Origin of the sequence: Erwinia aphidicola (genome assembly GCF_024169515.1) — a bacterium.
Taxonomy (GTDB): domain Bacteria; phylum Pseudomonadota; class Gammaproteobacteria; order Enterobacterales; family Enterobacteriaceae; genus Erwinia; species Erwinia aphidicola.
Genome location: NZ_JAMKCQ010000001.1, coordinates 3097965 through 3116172, shown reverse-complemented (window position 1 = coordinate 3116172; position 18208 = coordinate 3097965). Strand labels below are relative to the sequence as shown.

Annotated in this window: 13 protein-coding genes and 6 tRNA genes; 17 read left to right on the top strand and 2 right to left on the bottom strand. The window is 54.7% G+C overall.

Going from position 1 to position 18208, the window contains the following annotated elements:
* Positions 1-116: 116 nt before the first annotated feature.
* The gene (gene nagE, locus J2Y91_RS14585; protein ID WP_133625102.1) at positions 117-2066 is read right to left on the bottom strand and encodes a PTS N-acetyl glucosamine transporter subunit IIABC; all 1950 of its coding nucleotides are present in this window, start codon (positions 2064-2066) and stop codon (positions 117-119) included.
* 337 nt (positions 2067-2403) lie between these two features.
* Between nagE and nagB the strand changes: the two genes are divergently transcribed.
* The 11 genes from nagB to J2Y91_RS14530 all read left to right on the top strand — a co-directional run bounded on the left by nagB (position 2404) and on the right by J2Y91_RS14530 (position 9205).
* A complete protein-coding gene (gene nagB, locus J2Y91_RS14580; protein ID WP_048916752.1) occupies positions 2404-3204 on the top strand; it encodes a glucosamine-6-phosphate deaminase in 801 nt (266 codons plus the stop codon).
* 83 nt (positions 3205-3287) lie between these two features.
* Positions 3288-4436 (top strand): N-acetylglucosamine-6-phosphate deacetylase, encoded by a 1149-nt coding sequence (gene nagA / locus J2Y91_RS14575; protein WP_133624175.1) that lies wholly within the window; start codon positions 3288-3290, stop codon positions 4434-4436.
* A gap of 7 nt (positions 4437-4443) precedes the next feature.
* Positions 4444-5664 (top strand): DNA-binding transcriptional regulator NagC, encoded by a 1221-nt coding sequence (gene nagC, locus J2Y91_RS14570; protein WP_048916754.1) that lies wholly within the window; start codon positions 4444-4446, stop codon positions 5662-5664.
* Between the two features lie 21 nt (positions 5665-5685).
* Positions 5686-6438, top strand: coding sequence for an HAD-IIA family hydrolase (locus tag J2Y91_RS14565; RefSeq protein WP_062818349.1), 753 nt, complete (start codon positions 5686-5688; stop codon positions 6436-6438).
* 265 nt (positions 6439-6703) lie between these two features.
* Complete coding sequence (asnB, locus tag J2Y91_RS14560) at positions 6704-8368, top strand: asparagine synthase B (protein WP_048916756.1); 1665 nt, start codon at positions 6704-6706, stop codon at positions 8366-8368.
* 221 nt (positions 8369-8589) lie between these two features.
* Positions 8590-8666 (top strand) — tRNA-Met (locus tag J2Y91_RS14555).
* A 10-nt stretch (positions 8667-8676) separates the two neighbouring features.
* Positions 8677-8761, top strand: a tRNA-Leu gene (locus tag J2Y91_RS14550).
* Positions 8762-8784: 23 nt separating this feature from the next.
* Positions 8785-8859 (top strand) — tRNA-Gln (locus tag J2Y91_RS14545).
* A gap of 42 nt (positions 8860-8901) precedes the next feature.
* Positions 8902-8978 (top strand) — tRNA-Met (locus J2Y91_RS14540).
* Between the two features lie 7 nt (positions 8979-8985).
* Positions 8986-9060: transfer RNA gene (locus J2Y91_RS14535), tRNA-Gln, on the top strand.
* 70 nt (positions 9061-9130) lie between these two features.
* A tRNA-Gln gene (locus tag J2Y91_RS14530) sits at positions 9131-9205 on the top strand.
* 148 nt (positions 9206-9353) lie between these two features.
* Here J2Y91_RS14530 and ubiF read toward each other — a convergent pair.
* Positions 9354-10532 carry a 3-demethoxyubiquinol 3-hydroxylase gene (gene ubiF, locus J2Y91_RS14525; protein ID WP_253538615.1) on the bottom strand — a complete coding sequence of 393 codons (1179 nt, stop codon included), beginning with the start codon at positions 10530-10532 and terminating at the stop codon, positions 9354-9356.
* Positions 10533-10727: 195 nt separating this feature from the next.
* Between ubiF and miaB the strand changes: the two genes are divergently transcribed.
* The 6 genes from miaB (at position 10728) to J2Y91_RS14495 (ending at position 17896) form a co-directional block, all read left to right on the top strand.
* Positions 10728-12152 carry a tRNA (N6-isopentenyl adenosine(37)-C2)-methylthiotransferase MiaB gene (gene miaB / locus J2Y91_RS14520; protein ID WP_133624177.1) on the top strand — a complete coding sequence of 475 codons (1425 nt, stop codon included), beginning with the start codon at positions 10728-10730 and terminating at the stop codon, positions 12150-12152.
* A gap of 202 nt (positions 12153-12354) precedes the next feature.
* Entirely contained in the window at positions 12355-13416 is a 1062-nt protein-coding gene (locus J2Y91_RS14515; protein ID WP_048916759.1) for a PhoH family protein, read from the top strand.
* Positions 13413-13880: an rRNA maturation RNase YbeY gene (gene ybeY, locus J2Y91_RS14510; protein WP_048916760.1), complete on the top strand. Its 468-nt coding sequence runs from the start codon at positions 13413-13415 to the stop codon at positions 13878-13880. Before J2Y91_RS14515 ends, ybeY begins: the two co-directional genes overlap by 4 nt.
* A gap of 197 nt (positions 13881-14077) precedes the next feature.
* Complete coding sequence (gene corC / locus J2Y91_RS14505) at positions 14078-14956, top strand: CNNM family magnesium/cobalt transport protein CorC (protein WP_048916761.1); 879 nt, start codon at positions 14078-14080, stop codon at positions 14954-14956.
* A gap of 7 nt (positions 14957-14963) precedes the next feature.
* On the top strand, positions 14964-16499 hold the full coding sequence (gene lnt, locus J2Y91_RS14500) for an apolipoprotein N-acyltransferase (RefSeq protein ID WP_133624178.1): 1536 nt from the start codon (positions 14964-14966) through the stop codon (positions 16497-16499).
* Positions 16500-16966: 467 nt separating this feature from the next.
* Complete coding sequence (locus tag J2Y91_RS14495; RefSeq protein ID WP_048916763.1) at positions 16967-17896, top strand: amino acid ABC transporter substrate-binding protein; 930 nt, start codon at positions 16967-16969, stop codon at positions 17894-17896.
* Positions 17897-18208: the final 312 nt, after the last annotated feature.

Genomic DNA, 18208 nt, shown 5'->3' with positions numbered 1-18208 from the left:
ATAACGGAGTATGATCCACAAAGCGGGGAGGCGAAACAACCGTTTGTTGCGGGAATCTCATAAAAAAAGGGCGGGAATTGCTTCCCGCCCTTTTAATCAAGCCTCAGCCGGGTGGCTTAGCCATTAATTTCGTATAACCGGGTCTCACCGGCAACCACCGTATCGCCCGCCAGCAGCGTGATGCCAGCGAAATCATCGATGTTGCTGACCACGACCGGGCTGACCATCGAACGGGCATTGGCATTGAGGAACTCAAGGTCCATTTCCAGCACCGGTTGACCGGCGACCACCTGGCTGCCCTCTTCCACCAGGCGGGTGAAACCTTTTCCTTCCAGCGTCACGGTATCCAGCCCCATATGCACCACTACTTCAACCCCTTTTTCCGTTTCCAGGCAGAAGGCATGGTTGGTATTGAAGATTTTCACCACGGTGCCTGCAGCAGGGGATACAACGGTACTGCTGGTTGGCAGAATCGCCAGGCCATCGCCTACCGCTTTACTGGCAAAGGCCTCATCCGGAACCTGGTCAATGGCGACAACTTTGCCGCTGACCGGCGCAACCAGCGTGCCGATAATGCCTTTCGCCACGTTTGGCACGGCTTGTGGAGCCGCAACCGGTGCCACAGGTGCTGCGCTGGCAGCAGAAGCCGCAGCCACCGGGCCTTTAGCAATCTGCTTTTTCATCTCTTCAGCAATCGATTCGGCTTTCGCACCGACGATCACCTGAATCGTCTGCTTGTTCAGTTTCACCACACCGGAAGCACCAAGGCGCTTACACTGAGCATCATTAACCAGGGAAGCATCTTTCACCGACAGACGCAGACGGGTAATACAGGCATCAATCACGTTCAGGTTTTCGGAGCCGCCAATCGCACCAATGTAGCTACGCGACAGCTGGGCCAGCCCCTCTTCGGTATTGCTATTCGCTTCGTCGGTCACCACCAGGTCACTCGCATCTTCACGACCCGGCGTTTTCAGGTTCAGCATGCGGATAACCGCACTGAACAGCACGAAGTAAACCAGGAAGGCGATAACGCCCATCACCAGCAGCATCCAGACGTTCTGACTGGCCGCAGGCAGTTTGTACATCAATACGTAGTCGATAGCGCCGGCAGAGAACGAGAAGCCCGCGTGGATGCCCAGAGTGGTGGCAACAAACAGGCTGATACCGGTCAGCAGGGCGTGGATCAGATACAGCATCGGCGCCAGGAACATGAACAGGAATTCCAGCGGCTCGGTGACACCGGTCAGGAAGGCGGTAACCGCAACGGACAGCAGCATGCCACCGACCATTGGACGACGCTCTTTCGGCGCGGCCAGATACATCGCCAGCGCGGCACCCGGCAGACCAAACATCATGATCGGGAAGAAGCCAGACATAAACATGCCCGCCGAGCCATCGCCCGCATAGAAGCGGTTAATGTCACCGTGGAATACCGCACCGGCCGCATTGGTAAACTCACCAATCTGGAACCAGGCAATGGTATTCAGCACCTGATGAAGACCGGTTGGGATCAGCAGACGGTTAACGAAACCGAAGATACCCGCGCCTAACGCGCCTTCAGAGACAATCCACTCACCGCCTGCGTGAATGCCCGCCTGCACCGGTGGCCAGACGTAACCAAATATGGCGGCCAGCACCAGACAGAAGAAGCCGGTGGCAATCGGTACAAAGCGTTTACCACCAAAGAAGCTCAGGAAGTCAGGCAGTTTGATGTCGGACCAGCGGTTGTAAGTCATACCGGCAACCAGACCCGTAATAATCCCCGCCAGCACGCCCATATTGACCGTTGGGTTAATGGTGACCATCGCTTTGGTGAGGATAAAGTACCCCACCGCGCCCGCCAGCGCAGCTGCACCGGCGTTATCTTTCGACCAGGTTGATGCCACACCAATAGCGAAGATCAGCGCGAGATTGTCAAAAATCGCACCACCCGCCTGGGCAATAAACGGCATGTTGAGTAAGTCGGGCTGGCCGAAGCGCAGCATCAGTGCTGCGACTGGCAGCACGGCAATCGGCAGCTGTAACGACCGCCCTAATCTTTGAAAGAAGCCTAGAATATTCACCATTTCCCCCTATGAGACCCGATATAGCACCAAAAACCGCTTTGATTTTTTTACACGGTTTTTTGGAATTTGTATGACACTACACACCACGAGACGAAGTGTAAAAAAAAATTAATTCGCTTCGCAAATTAAAGCACCGTATCTGTGACTAAAATCACCAAAAAACGCATTATTCTTAGCATGCAGCTGGCGATCGGCACAAACTTATTTTATGATTCGAAAAATCATAACGGATAAATCCCTCTGTTCTCCTGCGGTAATCACGTTACGCTTACCCTGAGCCATTACAGAGCACCGTTTTTAACCCATTCCAACTCTGCATAAAATGAGGTGCAACATGAGACTGATTCCTCTGGCAACGCCAACTCAGGTCGGCAAGTGGGCAGCACGCCACATTGTTAACCGCATCAACGCTTTTAACCCGACTGCCGACCGTCCTTTTGTATTAGGTCTGCCGACGGGCGGTACGCCGCTTGAAGCCTATAAGCATTTAATCGATATGCATAAAGCGGGCCAGGTTAGCTTTAAACACGTTGTCACTTTCAACATGGACGAATACGTAGGCCTGCCAAAAGAGCACCCGGAAAGTTACCACAGCTTTATGTACCGTAACTTTTTTGATCATGTTGATATTCCAAGTGAAAACATCAATCTTCTCAATGGCAATGCCCCGGATATTGACGCAGAATGTCGCCAGTATGAGGAGAAGATCCGTTCTTATGGCAAAATCCACCTGTTTATGGGCGGTGTCGGTAACGACGGTCATATCGCTTTCAATGAGCCGGCGTCATCACTGGCTTCACGCACCCGCATTAAAACGCTGACTCACGATACCCGTATCGCCAACTCACGTTTCTTCGGCGGTGATGTTGATCAGGTACCAAAATATGCGCTGACCGTCGGCGTGGGTACGCTGCTTGACGCGGAAGAGGTGATGATTCTGGTGACCGGCCACGTGAAAGCTCAGGCCCTGCAGGCCGCCGTTGAAGGCAATGTGAATCATATGTGGACCATTAGCTGCCTGCAGCTGCACGCCAAAGCAGTCGTGGTCTGTGATGAGCCCGCCACCTCAGAACTGAAAGTCAAAACCGTGAAGTATTTCCGCGAAATGGAAGCAGGAAATATTAAAGATCTGTGATGCCCGCATCACTGAACGGCTCTGCCTGAGCGCAATAACCGCCGGGCAGAGCCGGAATTATCAGGAAAGTCAGGAGAAAAATTATGTACGCGTTGACCCAGGGCCGCATTTTCACCGGCCACAAAATCCTCGATAACCATGCTGTTGTCATTGCCGATGGTCTGATCGAGCGAGTCTGCCCGCTGGAAGATCTGCCCGCTGGCATCGAAACTCGCGATGTCGGTGGTGCGATTGTTGCCCCTGGATTTATCGACCTGCAGCTCAACGGCTGTGGCGGCGTGCAGTTTAACGATGACATTGCGGCGATCAGTGTAGAAACGCTGCAAATCATGCAGAAAGCCAACGAAAAATCAGGCTGCACCAGTTTCCTGCCTACCCTGATTACCAGCACCGACGAATTAATGAAGCGCGCAGTTGAAGTGATGCGCGCTTATCTGGCGCAGAATGCCAACCAGGCACTGGGACTGCACCTGGAAGGGCCGTGGCTCAACCCGCTGAAAAAAGGCACCCATGACCCTGCCCTGATCCGTGCGCCAGACCAAGAGCTGGTCGATTTTCTCTGCGCGAATGCCGATGTGATTACTAAAATCACCCTTGCCCCGGAAAAAGTGGATGCAGCAATAATCCGCCAGCTGCGCGCAGCCGGGATCGTCATCTCTGCGGGACACTCGCACGGGACCTATGAGGAAGCTGCCGCCGGAATCGATGCAGGCGTGACCTTTGCTACTCATCTGTATAATGCCATGCCTGCCACCAGCGGACGCGAGCCGGGGCTGATTGGTGCGCTGTTTGATTCACCAGATGTATGGTGTGGCGTGATCGCCGACGGTTTACATGTGCATTACGCTAACATTCGTAACGCTAAACGGATCAAAGGCGACAAGCTGATCCTGGTGACCGATGCTACCGCCCCTGCCGGAGCCAGTATTGATCGGTTCATTTTTGCTGGTAAAACAATATACTATCGCAACGGGCTGTGTGTTGATGAGAACGGCACTCTGAGTGGTTCTGCGCTAACTATGATTGAAGCTGTAGAGAACAGCGTTGAACATGTTGGCATCTCCCTCGATGAGACGCTGAGAATGGCAACACTTTACCCAGCCCGCGCAATGGGGGTGGATAACCAGTTAGGTTCAATTGAAGCCGGAAAAGTGGCAAATCTGACCGTGTTCACCCGCGATTACAAAATCATTCGGACCATCGTTAATGGTAACGAGGTCTTAAGCGAGTAGCGATTTAATGACCACCGGCGGCCAGGCTCAAATTGGAAATGTTGATCTCGTTAAACAACTTAATAGCGCAGCCGTTTACCGGCTGATCGATCAGCAAGGACCTATCTCACGCATTCAGATAGCCGAGCACAGTCAGCTCGCGCCCGCCAGCGTCACCAAGATCACCCGCCAGCTCATTGAGCGCGGGTTGATCCGTGAAGTCGACCAGCAGGCCTCCACCGGGGGCCGCCGGGCGATTTCTATCATTACGGAAACACGCGGCTTCAATACTATTGGCGTGCGCCTTGGGCGCAATGACGCCACCGTCACCCTGTTCGACCTGAGCGGAAAATCGCTGGCGGAAGAGCACTACCCGCTACCGGAACGTACCCAGGAAACCCTGGAAAATGCCCTGTTCAACGCCATTGCCGATTTCAGTGAGCAGCACCAGCGTAAGCTTCGCGAGCTGATTGCCATTTCAGTGATCCTGCCCGGCCTGGTTGACCCTAAAAATGGCATTATCCGCTATATGCCGCATATCAGCGTCAGCCACTGGCCGCTGGTTGCCAATATGGAAAAGCGCTTCAACGTTACCAGCTTTGTCGGTCACGATATTCGCAGCCTGGCGCTGGCGGAGCACTATTTTGGCGCATCGCGCGACTGCGCAGACTCCATTCTGGTGCGTGTGCATCGCGGAACCGGGGCCGGTATTATCGCTAACGGGCATATTTTTCTTGGTAGCAACGGCAACGTGGGCGAGATTGGGCATATCCAGGTTGACCCACTCGGCGAGCGCTGCCACTGCGGGAATTTTGGCTGTCTGGAGACGATCGCGGCCAACAGCGCGATTGAAAACCGCGTGCGCCACCTGCTGACTCAGGGCTATCCAAGCAGCCTGACCCTCGACGATTGTCATATTCAGCCGATCTGCCGGGCCGCAAACCGCGGCGATGCGCTGGCGGCTGAAGTGATTGAACACGTGGGCCGCCATCTCGGCAAGGCGATTGCGATTGCCATCAATCTGTTTAATCCACAGAAAATTGTGATTGCGGGTGAAATTACCGAAGCCGATAAAGTGCTGCTGCCCGCTATTGAAGGCTGCATTAATACTCAGGCGTTGAAAGCATTCCGAAAAAATCTGCCGGTGGTCCGTTCCGAAATTGATCACCGCTCGGCTATTGGCGCCTTTGCCCTGGCGAAACGCGCCATGCTGAATGGCATCCTGCTGCAACGTCTGCTGGAAGGTTAATAAAAAATGGATTCCGAACGAATGACTATAAAGAACGTCATCTGCGATATCGACGGCGTACTGATGCACGACAATACCGCCGTGCCGGGTGCGCGTGAATTTCTCCAGCGTATTATTGGCAATAATATGCCGCTGGTGGTGCTGACCAACTACCCTTCGCAAACGGCGATGGATCTGTCGAACCGCTTTGCCTCTGCCGGAATCGAACTGCCGGACAGCGTGTTCTACACCTCGGCCATGGCCACCGCTGATTTCCTTAAGCGCCAGGAAGGTAAAAAAGCCTATGTGGTCGGTGAAGGCGCACTTATCCACGAGCTGTATAAAGCCGGATTCACCATTACCGACATTAATCCTGACTTTGTTATCGTTGGCGAAACCCGGTCGTTTAACTGGGACATGATGCATAAAGCGGCCTTTTTCGTGGCGAACGGCGCGCGCTTTATTGCCACCAACCCGGACAGCCACGGCCACGGCTTCTCCCCGGCCTGCGGCGCACTGTGCGCGGGTATTGAAAAGATCTCCGGTCGCCAGCCATTTTACGTTGGTAAACCCAGCCCGTGGATTATGCGCGCCGCGCTGAATAAGATGCAGGCGCACTCGGAAGAGACGGTGATCGTTGGCGATAATCTGCGTACCGATATCCTCGCCGGTTTTCAGGCAGGGCTGGAAACGATTCTGGTACTTTCCGGCGTCTCAACGCTTAGCGATATCGACGCTATGCCGTTCCGTCCGACCTGGGTTTACCCCTCTGTGGCCGACATCGACATTATTTAGTTATCCCCTGCCCGGTTTACCGGGCTCTCCCCGCCCTACTGGATAGTTTTCATCCACTTTCCGGCGTTTATTATCGATTCCACAATAAAAAAAGCCATAAACTGAAAATCCGTTAAGGATTCGCGCACGTCAACAGCCTATTTTTCACCTATTAGCTAAATTACTTGCATCACCTGCCGCGTTAGCGCATTTTCTTATACATCACGCGGCAACTGTCGCTTAAACCAATATCACCACCGCAAGGTAAGTCGTTAGGGAGCTGTTTATGTGTTCTATTTTTGGTGTACTCGATCTGAAAAGCGATCCGGTTGAACTGCGTAAGAAAGCGCTGGAGCTTTCCCGCCTGATGCGTCACCGTGGCCCGGACTGGTCCGGTGTCTATGCTGATGATAAAGCGATCCTCGTCCATGAGCGCCTGTCGATCGTTGACGTGAACAACGGCGCACAGCCGCTGTACAACGCAGCACATACCCATGTTCTTGCGGTAAACGGTGAAATCTACAACCATCAGGCGCTGCGTGCTGAGCTGAGCGATCGCTATGAGTTCCAGACCGAGTCTGACTGCGAAGTGATCCTCGCGCTGTATCAGGAGAAGGGCATCGACTTTCTCGACGACCTGGAAGGCATGTTCGCTTTCATTCTGTATGACAGCGTGAAAAACACCTGGCTGATCGGTCGTGACCATATCGGTATCATTCCGCTGTATATGGGCAATGATGAGCACGGCAACCTGTATGTTGCCTCAGAAATGAAAGCGCTGGTGCCGGTGTGCCGCAGCATTAAAGAGTTCCCGGCGGGCAGCTACCTGTCGAGCACCGACGGTGAAATCCGCCGCTACTGGCAGCGCGACTGGTTTGATTACGCTGCGGTCGAAAACAACGTCACGGACGCCGCGGCGCTGAAAAGCGCGCTGGAAGAGTCAGTAAAAAGTCACCTGATGTCAGACGTACCTTATGGCGTGCTGCTGTCCGGCGGTCTGGACTCATCAATTATCTCGGCTGTTACCAAGCGTTTTGCTGCCAAGCGTATTGAAGACCAGGATAAGAGCGAGGCCTGGTGGCCACAGCTGCACTCCTTCGCGGTCGGTCTGGAAGGTTCACCCGACCTGAAAGCGGCAAAAGCGGTAGCGGAACATCTTGGCACCGTGCACCACGAAATTCATTTCACCGTGCAGGAAGGTCTGGATGCTATCCGCGACGTGATCTATCACATTGAAACCTATGATGTGACCACTATCCGCGCCTCCACGCCGATGTACCTGATGTCACGCAAGATTAAAGCAATGGGCATTAAGATGGTGCTGTCCGGTGAAGGTGCTGATGAAGTGTTTGGTGGCTACCTCTACTTCCACAAAGCACCGAACGCCCAGGAATTCCACGAAGAGAACGTGCGTAAGCTGCACGCGCTGCATATGTTTGACTGCGCGCGCGCTAACAAGGCGATGTCTGCCTGGGGCGTTGAAGCCCGCGTCCCGTTCCTTGATAAGAAATTCCTTGATGTCGCGATGCGCATCAACCCGCAGGATAAAATGTGCGGCAGCAACGGCAAGATGGAAAAACACATCCTGCGCGAATGCTTCGAATCTTACCTGCCGGAGAGCGTGGCATGGCGCCAGAAAGAGCAGTTCTCTGACGGCGTTGGCTACAGCTGGATTGATACCCTGAAAGAAGTGGCAAAAGAGCAGGTCAGCGATCAGCAGCTGCAAACCGCGAACTTCCGCTTCCCGTACAACACGCCGAACTCGAAAGAGGCGTATTTGTACCGTGAAATCTTTGAAGAGCTGTTCCCGCTGGCCAGCGCGGCAGAGTGCGTGCCGGGTGGCCCGTCAGTGGCCTGTTCTTCCGCTAAAGCGATTGAATGGGACGAAGCGTTCAAAAACATGGACGATCCGTCTGGCCGTGCCGTAGGCGTGCACCAGTCCGCTTACTAATAAGTCATGGATTAAAAAGCTAAAACGGGCCGCTCAGGCCCGTTTTTATTTACCCGTTGCGTCTGTTAGCATCAGAATTCGTTGATTTTATCGGCATGATGGTTACAAGGCGTGCAAACAACACGCTTGTGATAAAAAACGGCAAAAAACTTGTTGACGCTTTTGGACCAACTCCGCATAATGCGCCCCGCAACGCCGCAGAAGGTTACGCGAAAAAAGATGGCTACTTAGCTCAGCTGGTTAGAGCACAGCACTCATAATGCTGGGGTCACAGGTTCGATTCCCGTAGTAGCCACCATCTTTTTTGCGCGGGAGTGGCGAAATTGGTAGACGCACCAGATTTAGGTTCTGGCGCCGCAAGGTGTGCGAGTTCAAGTCTCGCCTCCCGCACCATTTCCAAGCGCGGTTTGCACGGATGGGGTATCGCCAAGCGGTAAGGCACCGGTTTTTGATACCGGCATTCCCTGGTTCGAATCCAGGTACCCCAGCCATTTTTTTTGGTAGTATGTATTAGCAGTAAAGCAGTAAAATTAGGCTACTTAGCTCAGCTGGTTAGAGCACAGCACTCATAATGCTGGGGTCACAGGTTCGATTCCCGTAGTAGCCACCAATTTTATTGGGGTGTCGCCAAGTGGTAAGGCTCTGGTTTCTGATACCAGCATTCCGGGGTTCGAATCCCTGCACCCCAGCCATATTTAGACGGCTGGTAATACGAGTCGCAAAGAAAAAGACGCCTGGTTCGCCAGTCGCATAAGTAATAATTGGGGTGTCGCCAAGTGGTAAGGCTCTGGTTTCTGATACCAGCATTCCGGGGTTCGAATCCCTGCACCCCAGCCAATTAGTAAAGAAGCCCGCGCAAGCGGGCTTTTTTACGTCTGAATAATGGCGCGATCGGAAAAACATCGGCCCCGACGAAATGACCGGGCACTGTTGCTAACGGTAGAGGCTGACCCTCTGGTTCGGTCAGCCCGCCATCCCACCGTTGCTACAAACCTAACGCATACCTTAATGCCTGACGCTTAAGCACGCCCGAATGCTGCGCGACAATCAATCCAAGGTTACGCAACACCTTCAGGGGTGCCGACTGATTGCTGAAGGCAAAATAGAACAGGTCCATCCCGCTCTGCATCAGCAGGTTGTCCTTCAGGCGTTTGCGCTGATAGCGCTGTAATACCGCTGCGGATGCCCAGTCCTCCGCACGCAGCCGCGACTCACTCAACACCTCAATCAGCGCGTCCACGTCGCGATAGCCGAGGTTCACCCCCTGCCCGGCCAGCGGATTAATGGTGTGAGCCGCATCGCCTACCAGCGCCAGACCGGGCAGCACATAGCGCGTGGCATGGCGGCGCACCAGCGGGAAGGAACCGGCGGCGACCGGGGTCACTCTGCCCACTCGCGGCGGGAAGTGTGCCTGGATCTCCTTTTGCAGCTGCGGCATGCTCATCGCCTGCAGCTGGCGGATGCGTGCCGGGCTGTCATACCACACCAGCGACGCCCAGCGATCAAACAGCGGCAGGAATGCGCGTGGGCCATCCGGAGTGAACTGCTGCCAGGTGGTATCGCCGGCGTCATGCTCACAGCGCACGCTGATCAACATGCACGACTGAGAATAGTTCCAGCCGTGTATACCAATTCCGGCCAGCTGCCGAACCTGAGAGTTCGCCCCGTCAGCGCCAACCACCAGCCGTGCGTGCAGCTGCTCACCGTTATCCAGCGTTAACTGCCAGCCGCCGTTTTCACTTTGCAGATCGCGCAGGCGTGCCGGGCAAAGTAGCTGAACCGGTTGCTGCTGCAGACGCTGCCACAGAGCCTGCTGCAACACGCTGTTTTCCACCATAAAACCCAGTTCTGGCAGGCCAAGCGACTCGGCATCAAAATGAACTGCTGCGGTCTGCCACTCCCAGGTTTCCAGCTTGCGGTAAGGCACTGTGCGCATCGCCAGCACCGCAGGCCAGACATCAAGCTGTTTTAGCAGCGCAGCGGAGGCAGCACCGATAGAGGAAATACGCACATCCGGATCGCTCCCCGCCACAAACTCTGCCGGCGTTTCCTGCTCCAGCACGGCAACCTGAAAACCGTGCTGCGCCAGGCCACTCGCCAGCGCTGCGCCCACCATGCCGCCACCGACAATGGCCACGTCCACTTTCTGCTTTATTTCCGTCATTTTTTTTCCTTCGCCGGCCTGACCTGGCGTGCTGTGTGGCTACACCTCAGCGGCTGAATTCTGTTATCCTGAGCGTGATTAAGTGTACCGGAATTTTCTGTGACAATCAGATCGCCGCAACACGGGCTTAATGGGCGTCTCTGCACGACAGAATACGCGCCCTGCTCCTCTTTCTGCATGACAAATGGCAAGTCGATGACAAAAAAACTACATATCAAAACCTGGGGCTGTCAGATGAATGAGTATGACTCATCCAAAATGGCTGACCTGTTAAACAGCACACACGGCTATGTTCTGACTGAAGAGGCGGAAGATGCCGACATACTGCTGCTCAACACCTGTTCGATTCGTGAAAAGGCCCAGGAAAAAGTTTTTGCGCTGCTTGGCCGCTGGAGAAAGCTGAAGGAAGCGAACCCCGATGTGATTATCGGCGTTGGCGGCTGCGTGGCCTCGCAGGAGGGTGCCCAGCTGCGCCAGCGCGCCAGCTGTGTCGATATCGTCTTTGGCCCACAGACGCTGCACCGCCTGCCGGAGATGATCAACACCGTGCGCGGCAGTAAAAGCCCGGTGGTGGATGTCAGCTTCCCGGAGATAGAAAAGTTTGACCGCATGCCGGAACCGCGTGCTGAAGGACCGACCGCTTTTGTCTCGATCATGGAAGGCTGCAACAAATATTGTACCTTCTGCGTGGTGCCCTACACCCGCGGTGAAGAGGTCAGCCGCCCTTCTGACGATATTCTGTTTGAAATTGCTCAGCTGGCCGCGCAGGGCGTGCGTGAAGTTAACCTGCTGGGCCAGAACGTCAATGCTTATCGCGGAGCCACCTATGACGGCGGGATCTGCTCGTTTGCCGAGCTGCTGCGGCTGGTCGCTGCCATTGATGGCATCGACCGTATCCGTTTTACCACCAGCCATCCGATTGAATTCACCGACGATATCATTGATGTCTATCGCGATACGCCGGAGCTGGTGAGCTTCCTGCATCTGCCGGTGCAGAGCGGCGCGGACCGTATTCTGACCCTGATGAAGCGCGCCCATACCGCGCTGGAGTACAAAGCCATCATCCGAAAACTGCGCGCTGCACGCCCGGGTATTCAGATGAGCTCTGACTTTATCATCGGCTTCCCGGGCGAAACCCAGGCCGACTTTGAGCAGACCATGAAGCTGGTTGGTGAGATAAACTTCGATACCAGCTTCAGCTTTATTTACTCCGCGCGCCCCGGCACGCCAGCCGCCGATTTGCCGGACGATGTCTCGGAAGAAGAGAAAAAGCAGCGTCTCTATATTCTGCAGGACCGCATCAACCAGCAGGTGATGAGTTGGAGCCGCAGCAAGCTCGGCACCGTGCAGCGCATTCTGGTGGAGGGTACCTCACGCAAGAATGTGATGGAACTCTCCGGGCGTACCGAATGTAACCGCGTGGTGAACTTTGAAGGCACTCCGGAGCACATCGGCAAGTTTGTCGATGTGGAAATCGTTGATGTCTACGCCAACTCGCTGCGTGGCGTGCTGGTGCGCGCTGAAGATCAGATGGATCTGCGCACTCTTGAGTCCCCAGCCTCCGTTATTGCACGCACGCGCAAAGAGAACGAACTCGGCGTGGGAACGTTCCAGCCTTGATCCCCCATTTTTGCGGCACGTCTTCAGATGTGCCGCATCATTTCATCGCGTTACACTTGCTTTCTGAAACACGCGCCCAAATATCCACACGGACGCTTGCAGCTTTGCGCTTCGCCATAAATAATTTCGCTATGGCTCTGCTGTTAAAGCCCGTCTCGCCATCCATTTCTCAACCTGGCCCTATGTGACCCAAAGGATTAGTTTGAATATTGAAACACGTGAAATAACTCTGGAACCCATCGACAATACCCGGTTGCTGAGCCTGTGTGGCCCGTTTGATGACAATATCAAGCTGCTCGAGCGCCGTCTGGGGATTGAGATTAATCGCCGTGAGAATGCCTTTAAGCTGGTTGGCCGTGCGCTGAGTGTCGACGCCGCTGCCGATATCCTGCGCCATCTGTATGTGGATACCGCCCCGATACGCGGCCACATTCCGGATATCGATCCGGAACAGATCCATCTGGCGGTGAAAGAGAGCCGCGTGCTGGAGCAGACAGCCGACAGCGTGCCTGAGTTTGGCAAAGCGATTCACATCAAGACCAAACGTGGCGTGATTAAGCCACGTACGCCAAATCAGGCGCAGTATGTGGCCAACATCCTCGACCACGATGTGACCTTCGGCATCGGCCCAGCCGGAACGGGTAAAACCTATCTGGCCGTGGCGGCAGCGGTCGATGCGCTGGAGCGCCAGGAGATCCGCCGCATTCTGCTGACCCGCCCGGCGGTAGAGGCCGGAGAAAAGCTTGGCTTCCTGCCGGGCGACCTGAGCCAAAAGGTTGACCCTTACCTGCGCCCGCTGTACGACGCTCTGTTCGAGATGCTCGGTTTTGAGCGCGTTGAAAAGCTGATTGAGCGCAACGTCATCGAAGTCGCGCCGCTGGCCTATATGCGCGGCCGTACGCTGAACGATGCCTTCATCATCCTCGATGAAAGCCAGAACACCACCATCGAACAGATGAAGATGTTCCTCACGCGCATTGGATTTAATTCCAAAGCGGTAATCACCGGTGACGTGACGCAGATTGACCTGCCGCGCAACCTGAAGTCCGGCCTGCGCCACGCCATTGAGGTGCTGTCCGACGTGAAAGAGTTGAGCTTTAACTTTTTCCACAGTGAAGACGTGGTGCGCCATCCGGTGGTGGCACGTATCGTCGTGGCCTATGAAGCCTGGGAAGCCGCCGACCAGAAACGTCGCGATGCTCAGGCAGAAGAACGTAAACGTGAAGCGCTTGCTGCTCAGCAGGCTTCACAGGAGAACAAATGAGTAATGTGATTCTTGATCTGCAGCTTGCCTGCGAGAACGCGCAGGGTCTGCCGCCAGAGTCGGACTTTCAGCGCTGGCTGGAGGCGGTTCTGCCGCAGTTCCAGCCGGAAAGCGAAGTCACAATCCGTCTGGTTGATGAGGCGGAGAGCCGTGAGTTGAACCACACCTATCGCAGCAAGGATAAGCCGACCAACGTGCTCTCATTCCCGTTTGAAGCACCACCGGGTATTGAGCTGCCGCTGTTGGGCGATCTGATCATCTGCCGTCAGGTGGTTGAGCAGGAAGCTGCAGAGCAGGAAAAAGCGCTGGAGGCCCACTGGGCGCACATGGTGATCCACGGTAGCCTTCACCTGCTGGGTTATGATCACATCGAAGATGAAGAAGCCGAAGAGATGGAATCGCTGGAAACCGAGATAATGCTTGCTCTCGGGTATCCCGATCCGTACATTTCGGAGAAAGAATAACTGAACTAACCCAAAATGATTCGAATTGCAGCAAGGCGGCCAGATCGAGAGTTCCCGGCAACACAGTCAGCTATGTGACGGGGACGAGCGAGCGCAGCCAACGCACCTGCCGTTCGAAGTATCAAGGGTAAACACGCCTGCCCCTGAATAATTCGGGGCAGCCGATCACACAACAGAGAGACAAACTCAAAAACGCCATGAGCGATGACCATTCACAAAATAATGACAGTCCCCCGAGTAAAAAGGGATTTTTTTCACTCATTCTCAACCAGCTTTTTCACGGTGAGCCAAAAAACCGTGACGACCTGCTGGAACTGATCCGCGACTCCGAACAGAATGACCTGATTGACCCGGATACCAGGGACATGCTGGAAGGGGTGATGGATATTGCCGAACAGCGGGTACGTGACATTATGATCCCCCGCTCCCAGATGGTGACGCTGAAGCGTAACCAGACGCTGGAAGAGTGCCTTGGGGTCATTATTGACTCCGCGCACTCACGTTTCCCGGTAATCAGTGAAGACAAGGACCATGTTGAAGGCATCCTGATGGCCAAGGATCTGCTGCCGTTTATGAGCAGTGAATCTGAGCCTTTCAGCATCGAAAAGGTTCTGCGCCCTGCGGTGGTGGTACCGGAAAGCAAGCGCGTTGACCGCATGCTGAAAGAGTTCCGCTCGCAGCGGTACCATATGGCGATTGTGATTGATGAATTCGGTGGCGTTTCCGGTCTGGTCACCATTGAGGATATCCTCGAGCTGATTGTCGGTGAAATTGAAGATGAGTATGACGATGAAGAAGATCGCGATATTCGTCAGCTGAGTCGCCACACCTACACTATCCGGGCACTGACGCCGATCGAAGATTTTAATGAAGTCTTCGAGACCAGCTTCAGTGACGAAGAGGTCGACACCATCGGTGGCCTGGTGATGCAGGGCTTCGGCCATCTGCCGGCCCGCGGTGAAAGTATTGAGATTGACGGTTACCAGTTTAAAGTGGCGATGGCGGACAGCCGTCGTATTATTCAGGTCCATGTCCGTATCCCGGAAAATTCGCCGCAACCGACTCTGGAAGAGTAACTACCGTATGGCAATTGCCTCAATCTACCAGCGCCAGCGGGTTCGCCTGCTTTTAGCGCTGATTACGGGTGCCATTGGCACCCTTTCTTTCTCCCCGTATGATTTCTGGCCTGCTGCTTTAGTTTCACTGTTTGGCCTGCAGGCATTAACCCTTAACCGCACCACCCGCCAGGCCAGCGCCATTGGTTTTGTCTGGGGCTTTGGCCTGTTTGGCAGCGGTATCAACTGGGTATATGTCAGCATCGCAACCTTCGGCGGAATGCCAGGGCCGGTAAATGTTTTCCTTGTACTGCTGCTGGCCGCCTACCTGTCGCTCTACACGCTGCTGTTCACCACGCTGCTTAACCGCCTGTGTCCGCAAGCCTCGCTGCTGCGCCTGGCGATTGCGGCTCCGGTGCTGTGGCAGATCAGTGAATTTCTGCGCGGCTGGGTGCTGACCGGCTTTCCGTGGCTGCAGTTTGGCTACAGCCAGATCAACGGCCCGCTGAAAGGGTTAGCTCCGCTGCTGGGCGTAGAAGGCATCACCTTCCTGCTGATGGTGATTGCAGGCCTGGCGGTTTATGCCCTGGTGCAGCGCCGTCTGGTCCCTGCTATCGCCGCCGCCGCCCTGCTGCTGCTGCCGTGGCCGCTGCGTCTGATTAGCTGGTTCCAGCCGCTGCCTGAACGGGCGGTGAACGTTGCAATGGTGCAGGGCAACATTGAGCAGTCCCTGAAGTGGGACCCGAATCAGCTGATCAATACGCTGAAAACCTACACGGCGCTCAGCCGCCCGTACGTGGGTAAAGCTCCGATCATCATCTGGCCAGAATCCGCCATTCCCGATCTGGAAACCAACCAGCAGCCGTTCCTGAAGTCAGTGGATGACCAGCTGCGCGACAGTGGCAGCAGCCTGGTGACCGGCATCGTCGATTCACGCCTGCAGAGTAATCGCTACCACGATTACAACACCATCATCGTGCTGGGCGGCCCGCAGCCTTACAACTACTTCAGCGGCAACCGCTACCAGAAGAATCATCTGGTGCCGTTCGGGGAATTTGTCCCGCTGGAGTCGCTGCTGCGGCCGCTGGCGCCCTTCTTCGACCTGCCGATGTCGTCATTCAGCCGCGGCAGCTACGTCCAGCCGCAGCTGCAGGTGGCGGGCTATAACCTCACCGCCGCCATTTGCTACGAAATCGTGCTGGGGCAGCAGGTGCGTGACAACTTCCGTCCGGATACCAACTTCCTGCTCACGATTTCGAACGATGCCTGGTTTGGTCACTCTATCGGGCCGTGGCAGCACTTGCAGATGGCGCGTATGCGCGCGCTGGAGCTGGGCCGCCCACTGCTGCGCAGCACGAATAACGGCGTGACGGCAGTGGTCGATGCCAGCGGTGACATCATCCACATCATTCCGCAGTTCAAAGCGGAAGTGTTAGCGGCGAAAGTGACCCCGACTACCGGCCTGACGCCTTATGCCCGCATCGGCAACTGGGGCATCTGGGCGATCTCATTGCTGTTTGCTATTGCCGGTCTGATTGGTTCACGTCGTTGTCGTCGTAAGTAGTCAGTCGGGGTCGATGCTCTTTTCGCTCGACCCTTGCCTGCCCTATTGCGGGCTGACCGGAAAAAATGGTCAGCCCCACCTCATGCTACTCTCCCCCTTCCCCACAGTTTATGCTGCACTTTTGTTAAAACTCCCCCATTGGCACGATGATTGCTATGTTTTTATGGATTGTTTCCATGGAAACCTGTGCTGGCCCCCGACGAATGTCACGATGAAATCGTCCCCGCACCGCTAAGGCGCATTAATTGCACCCTTGCGGAGCATTGCCTGGAATACCGCCCACATTTGGTGCGGCGCACCTCGCAAAAAAGAAACTTTTTCATTTCATGCCGTTAACATTCAGCTATGTTATTGGGGAACCACACGCGTTAAGCCGTGAAAAAAAACAGATAATTAGCAGGAAATACACACACAACATCACGTCGGCGCAGTTTTATTTCGCGCCACAACTGCAAAGGAGTAGGAACATGAAATTACGGAAACTGGGGCTTTGCCTTGCACTGGCAGGATTCGCCTCCGGTATCGCTCATGCTGAGGACGCCAAACCACAGGCCGCTGCGGATGCTCAACAGCAAATGCCTACCCTGGAAAAAATTGCCAAAAACGGCGTCATCGTCGTAGGTCACCGTGAATCATCCGTCCCGTTCTCCTATTACGATAACGCTCAGAAAGTGGTGGGCTACTCTCAGGACTATTCCAACGCGATTGTTGACGCCATCAAGAAAAAACTGAACAAGCCCGATCTGCAGGTAAAAATGCTGCCGATCACCTCTCAGAACCGTATCCCACTGTTGCAGAACGGCACCTACGATTTTGAGTGTGGTTCCACCACCAATAACCTCGAGCGCCAGAAACAGGCTGCGTTCTCTGACAGCATCTTTGTTGTCGGCACCCGACTGCTGGTGAAAAAAGGCGGCCCGATTAAAGATTTCGCCGATCTGAAGGGCAAAACCGTGGTTGTGACGTCCGGCACCACCTCAGAAATTCTGCTGAACAAGCTGAATGATGAGCAGAAAATGGGCATGCGTATTATCAGCGCTAAAGATCACGGTGACTCTTTCCGCACGCTGGAAAGCGGCCGCGCCGTGGCGTTTATGATGGATGATGCCCTGCTGGCCGGTGAACGTGCCAAGGCGAAAAAACCGGATGGCTGGGAGATCCTCGGTACGCCACAGTCGAAAGAAGCCTACGGCTGTATGCTGCGTAAAGGTGACGGTGAGTTTAAAAAGCTGATGGATGACACCATCGCTCAGGCACAGACTTCCGGTGAAGCAGCTAAGTGGTTCGATAAATGGTTCAAGCAGCCAATCCCACCTAAGAATATGAACATGAACTTTGAACTGTCCGACGACATGAAAGCCCTGTTCAAGACACCTAATGACAAAGCATTGAATTAATAATCAAAAGAAATCCTGAATAATTAGCGTGGCGACAAGGCGGCAAGCGCATGAATCCCCGGGAGCTGACGAAAGTAAGTGACTGGGGTGAAAGAGTGAAGCCAACGCAGTAGCAACGTTAATTAGGACGGGTTAAGGGCAGGTAGCTGCCCTACGATTGTTGAAAACAGGCTCGGACAGACACAGCCAGGCTGATATGGCTCAAACCATACGGCCCGGTGAAGGTGCAAGCCGGTCGTTCCCCGGCGAGCACAGCAGAGCCTCTCATCAATCTTCAGGGTAGCGGTCGCTACCCTTTTTTTACCGGAGCTT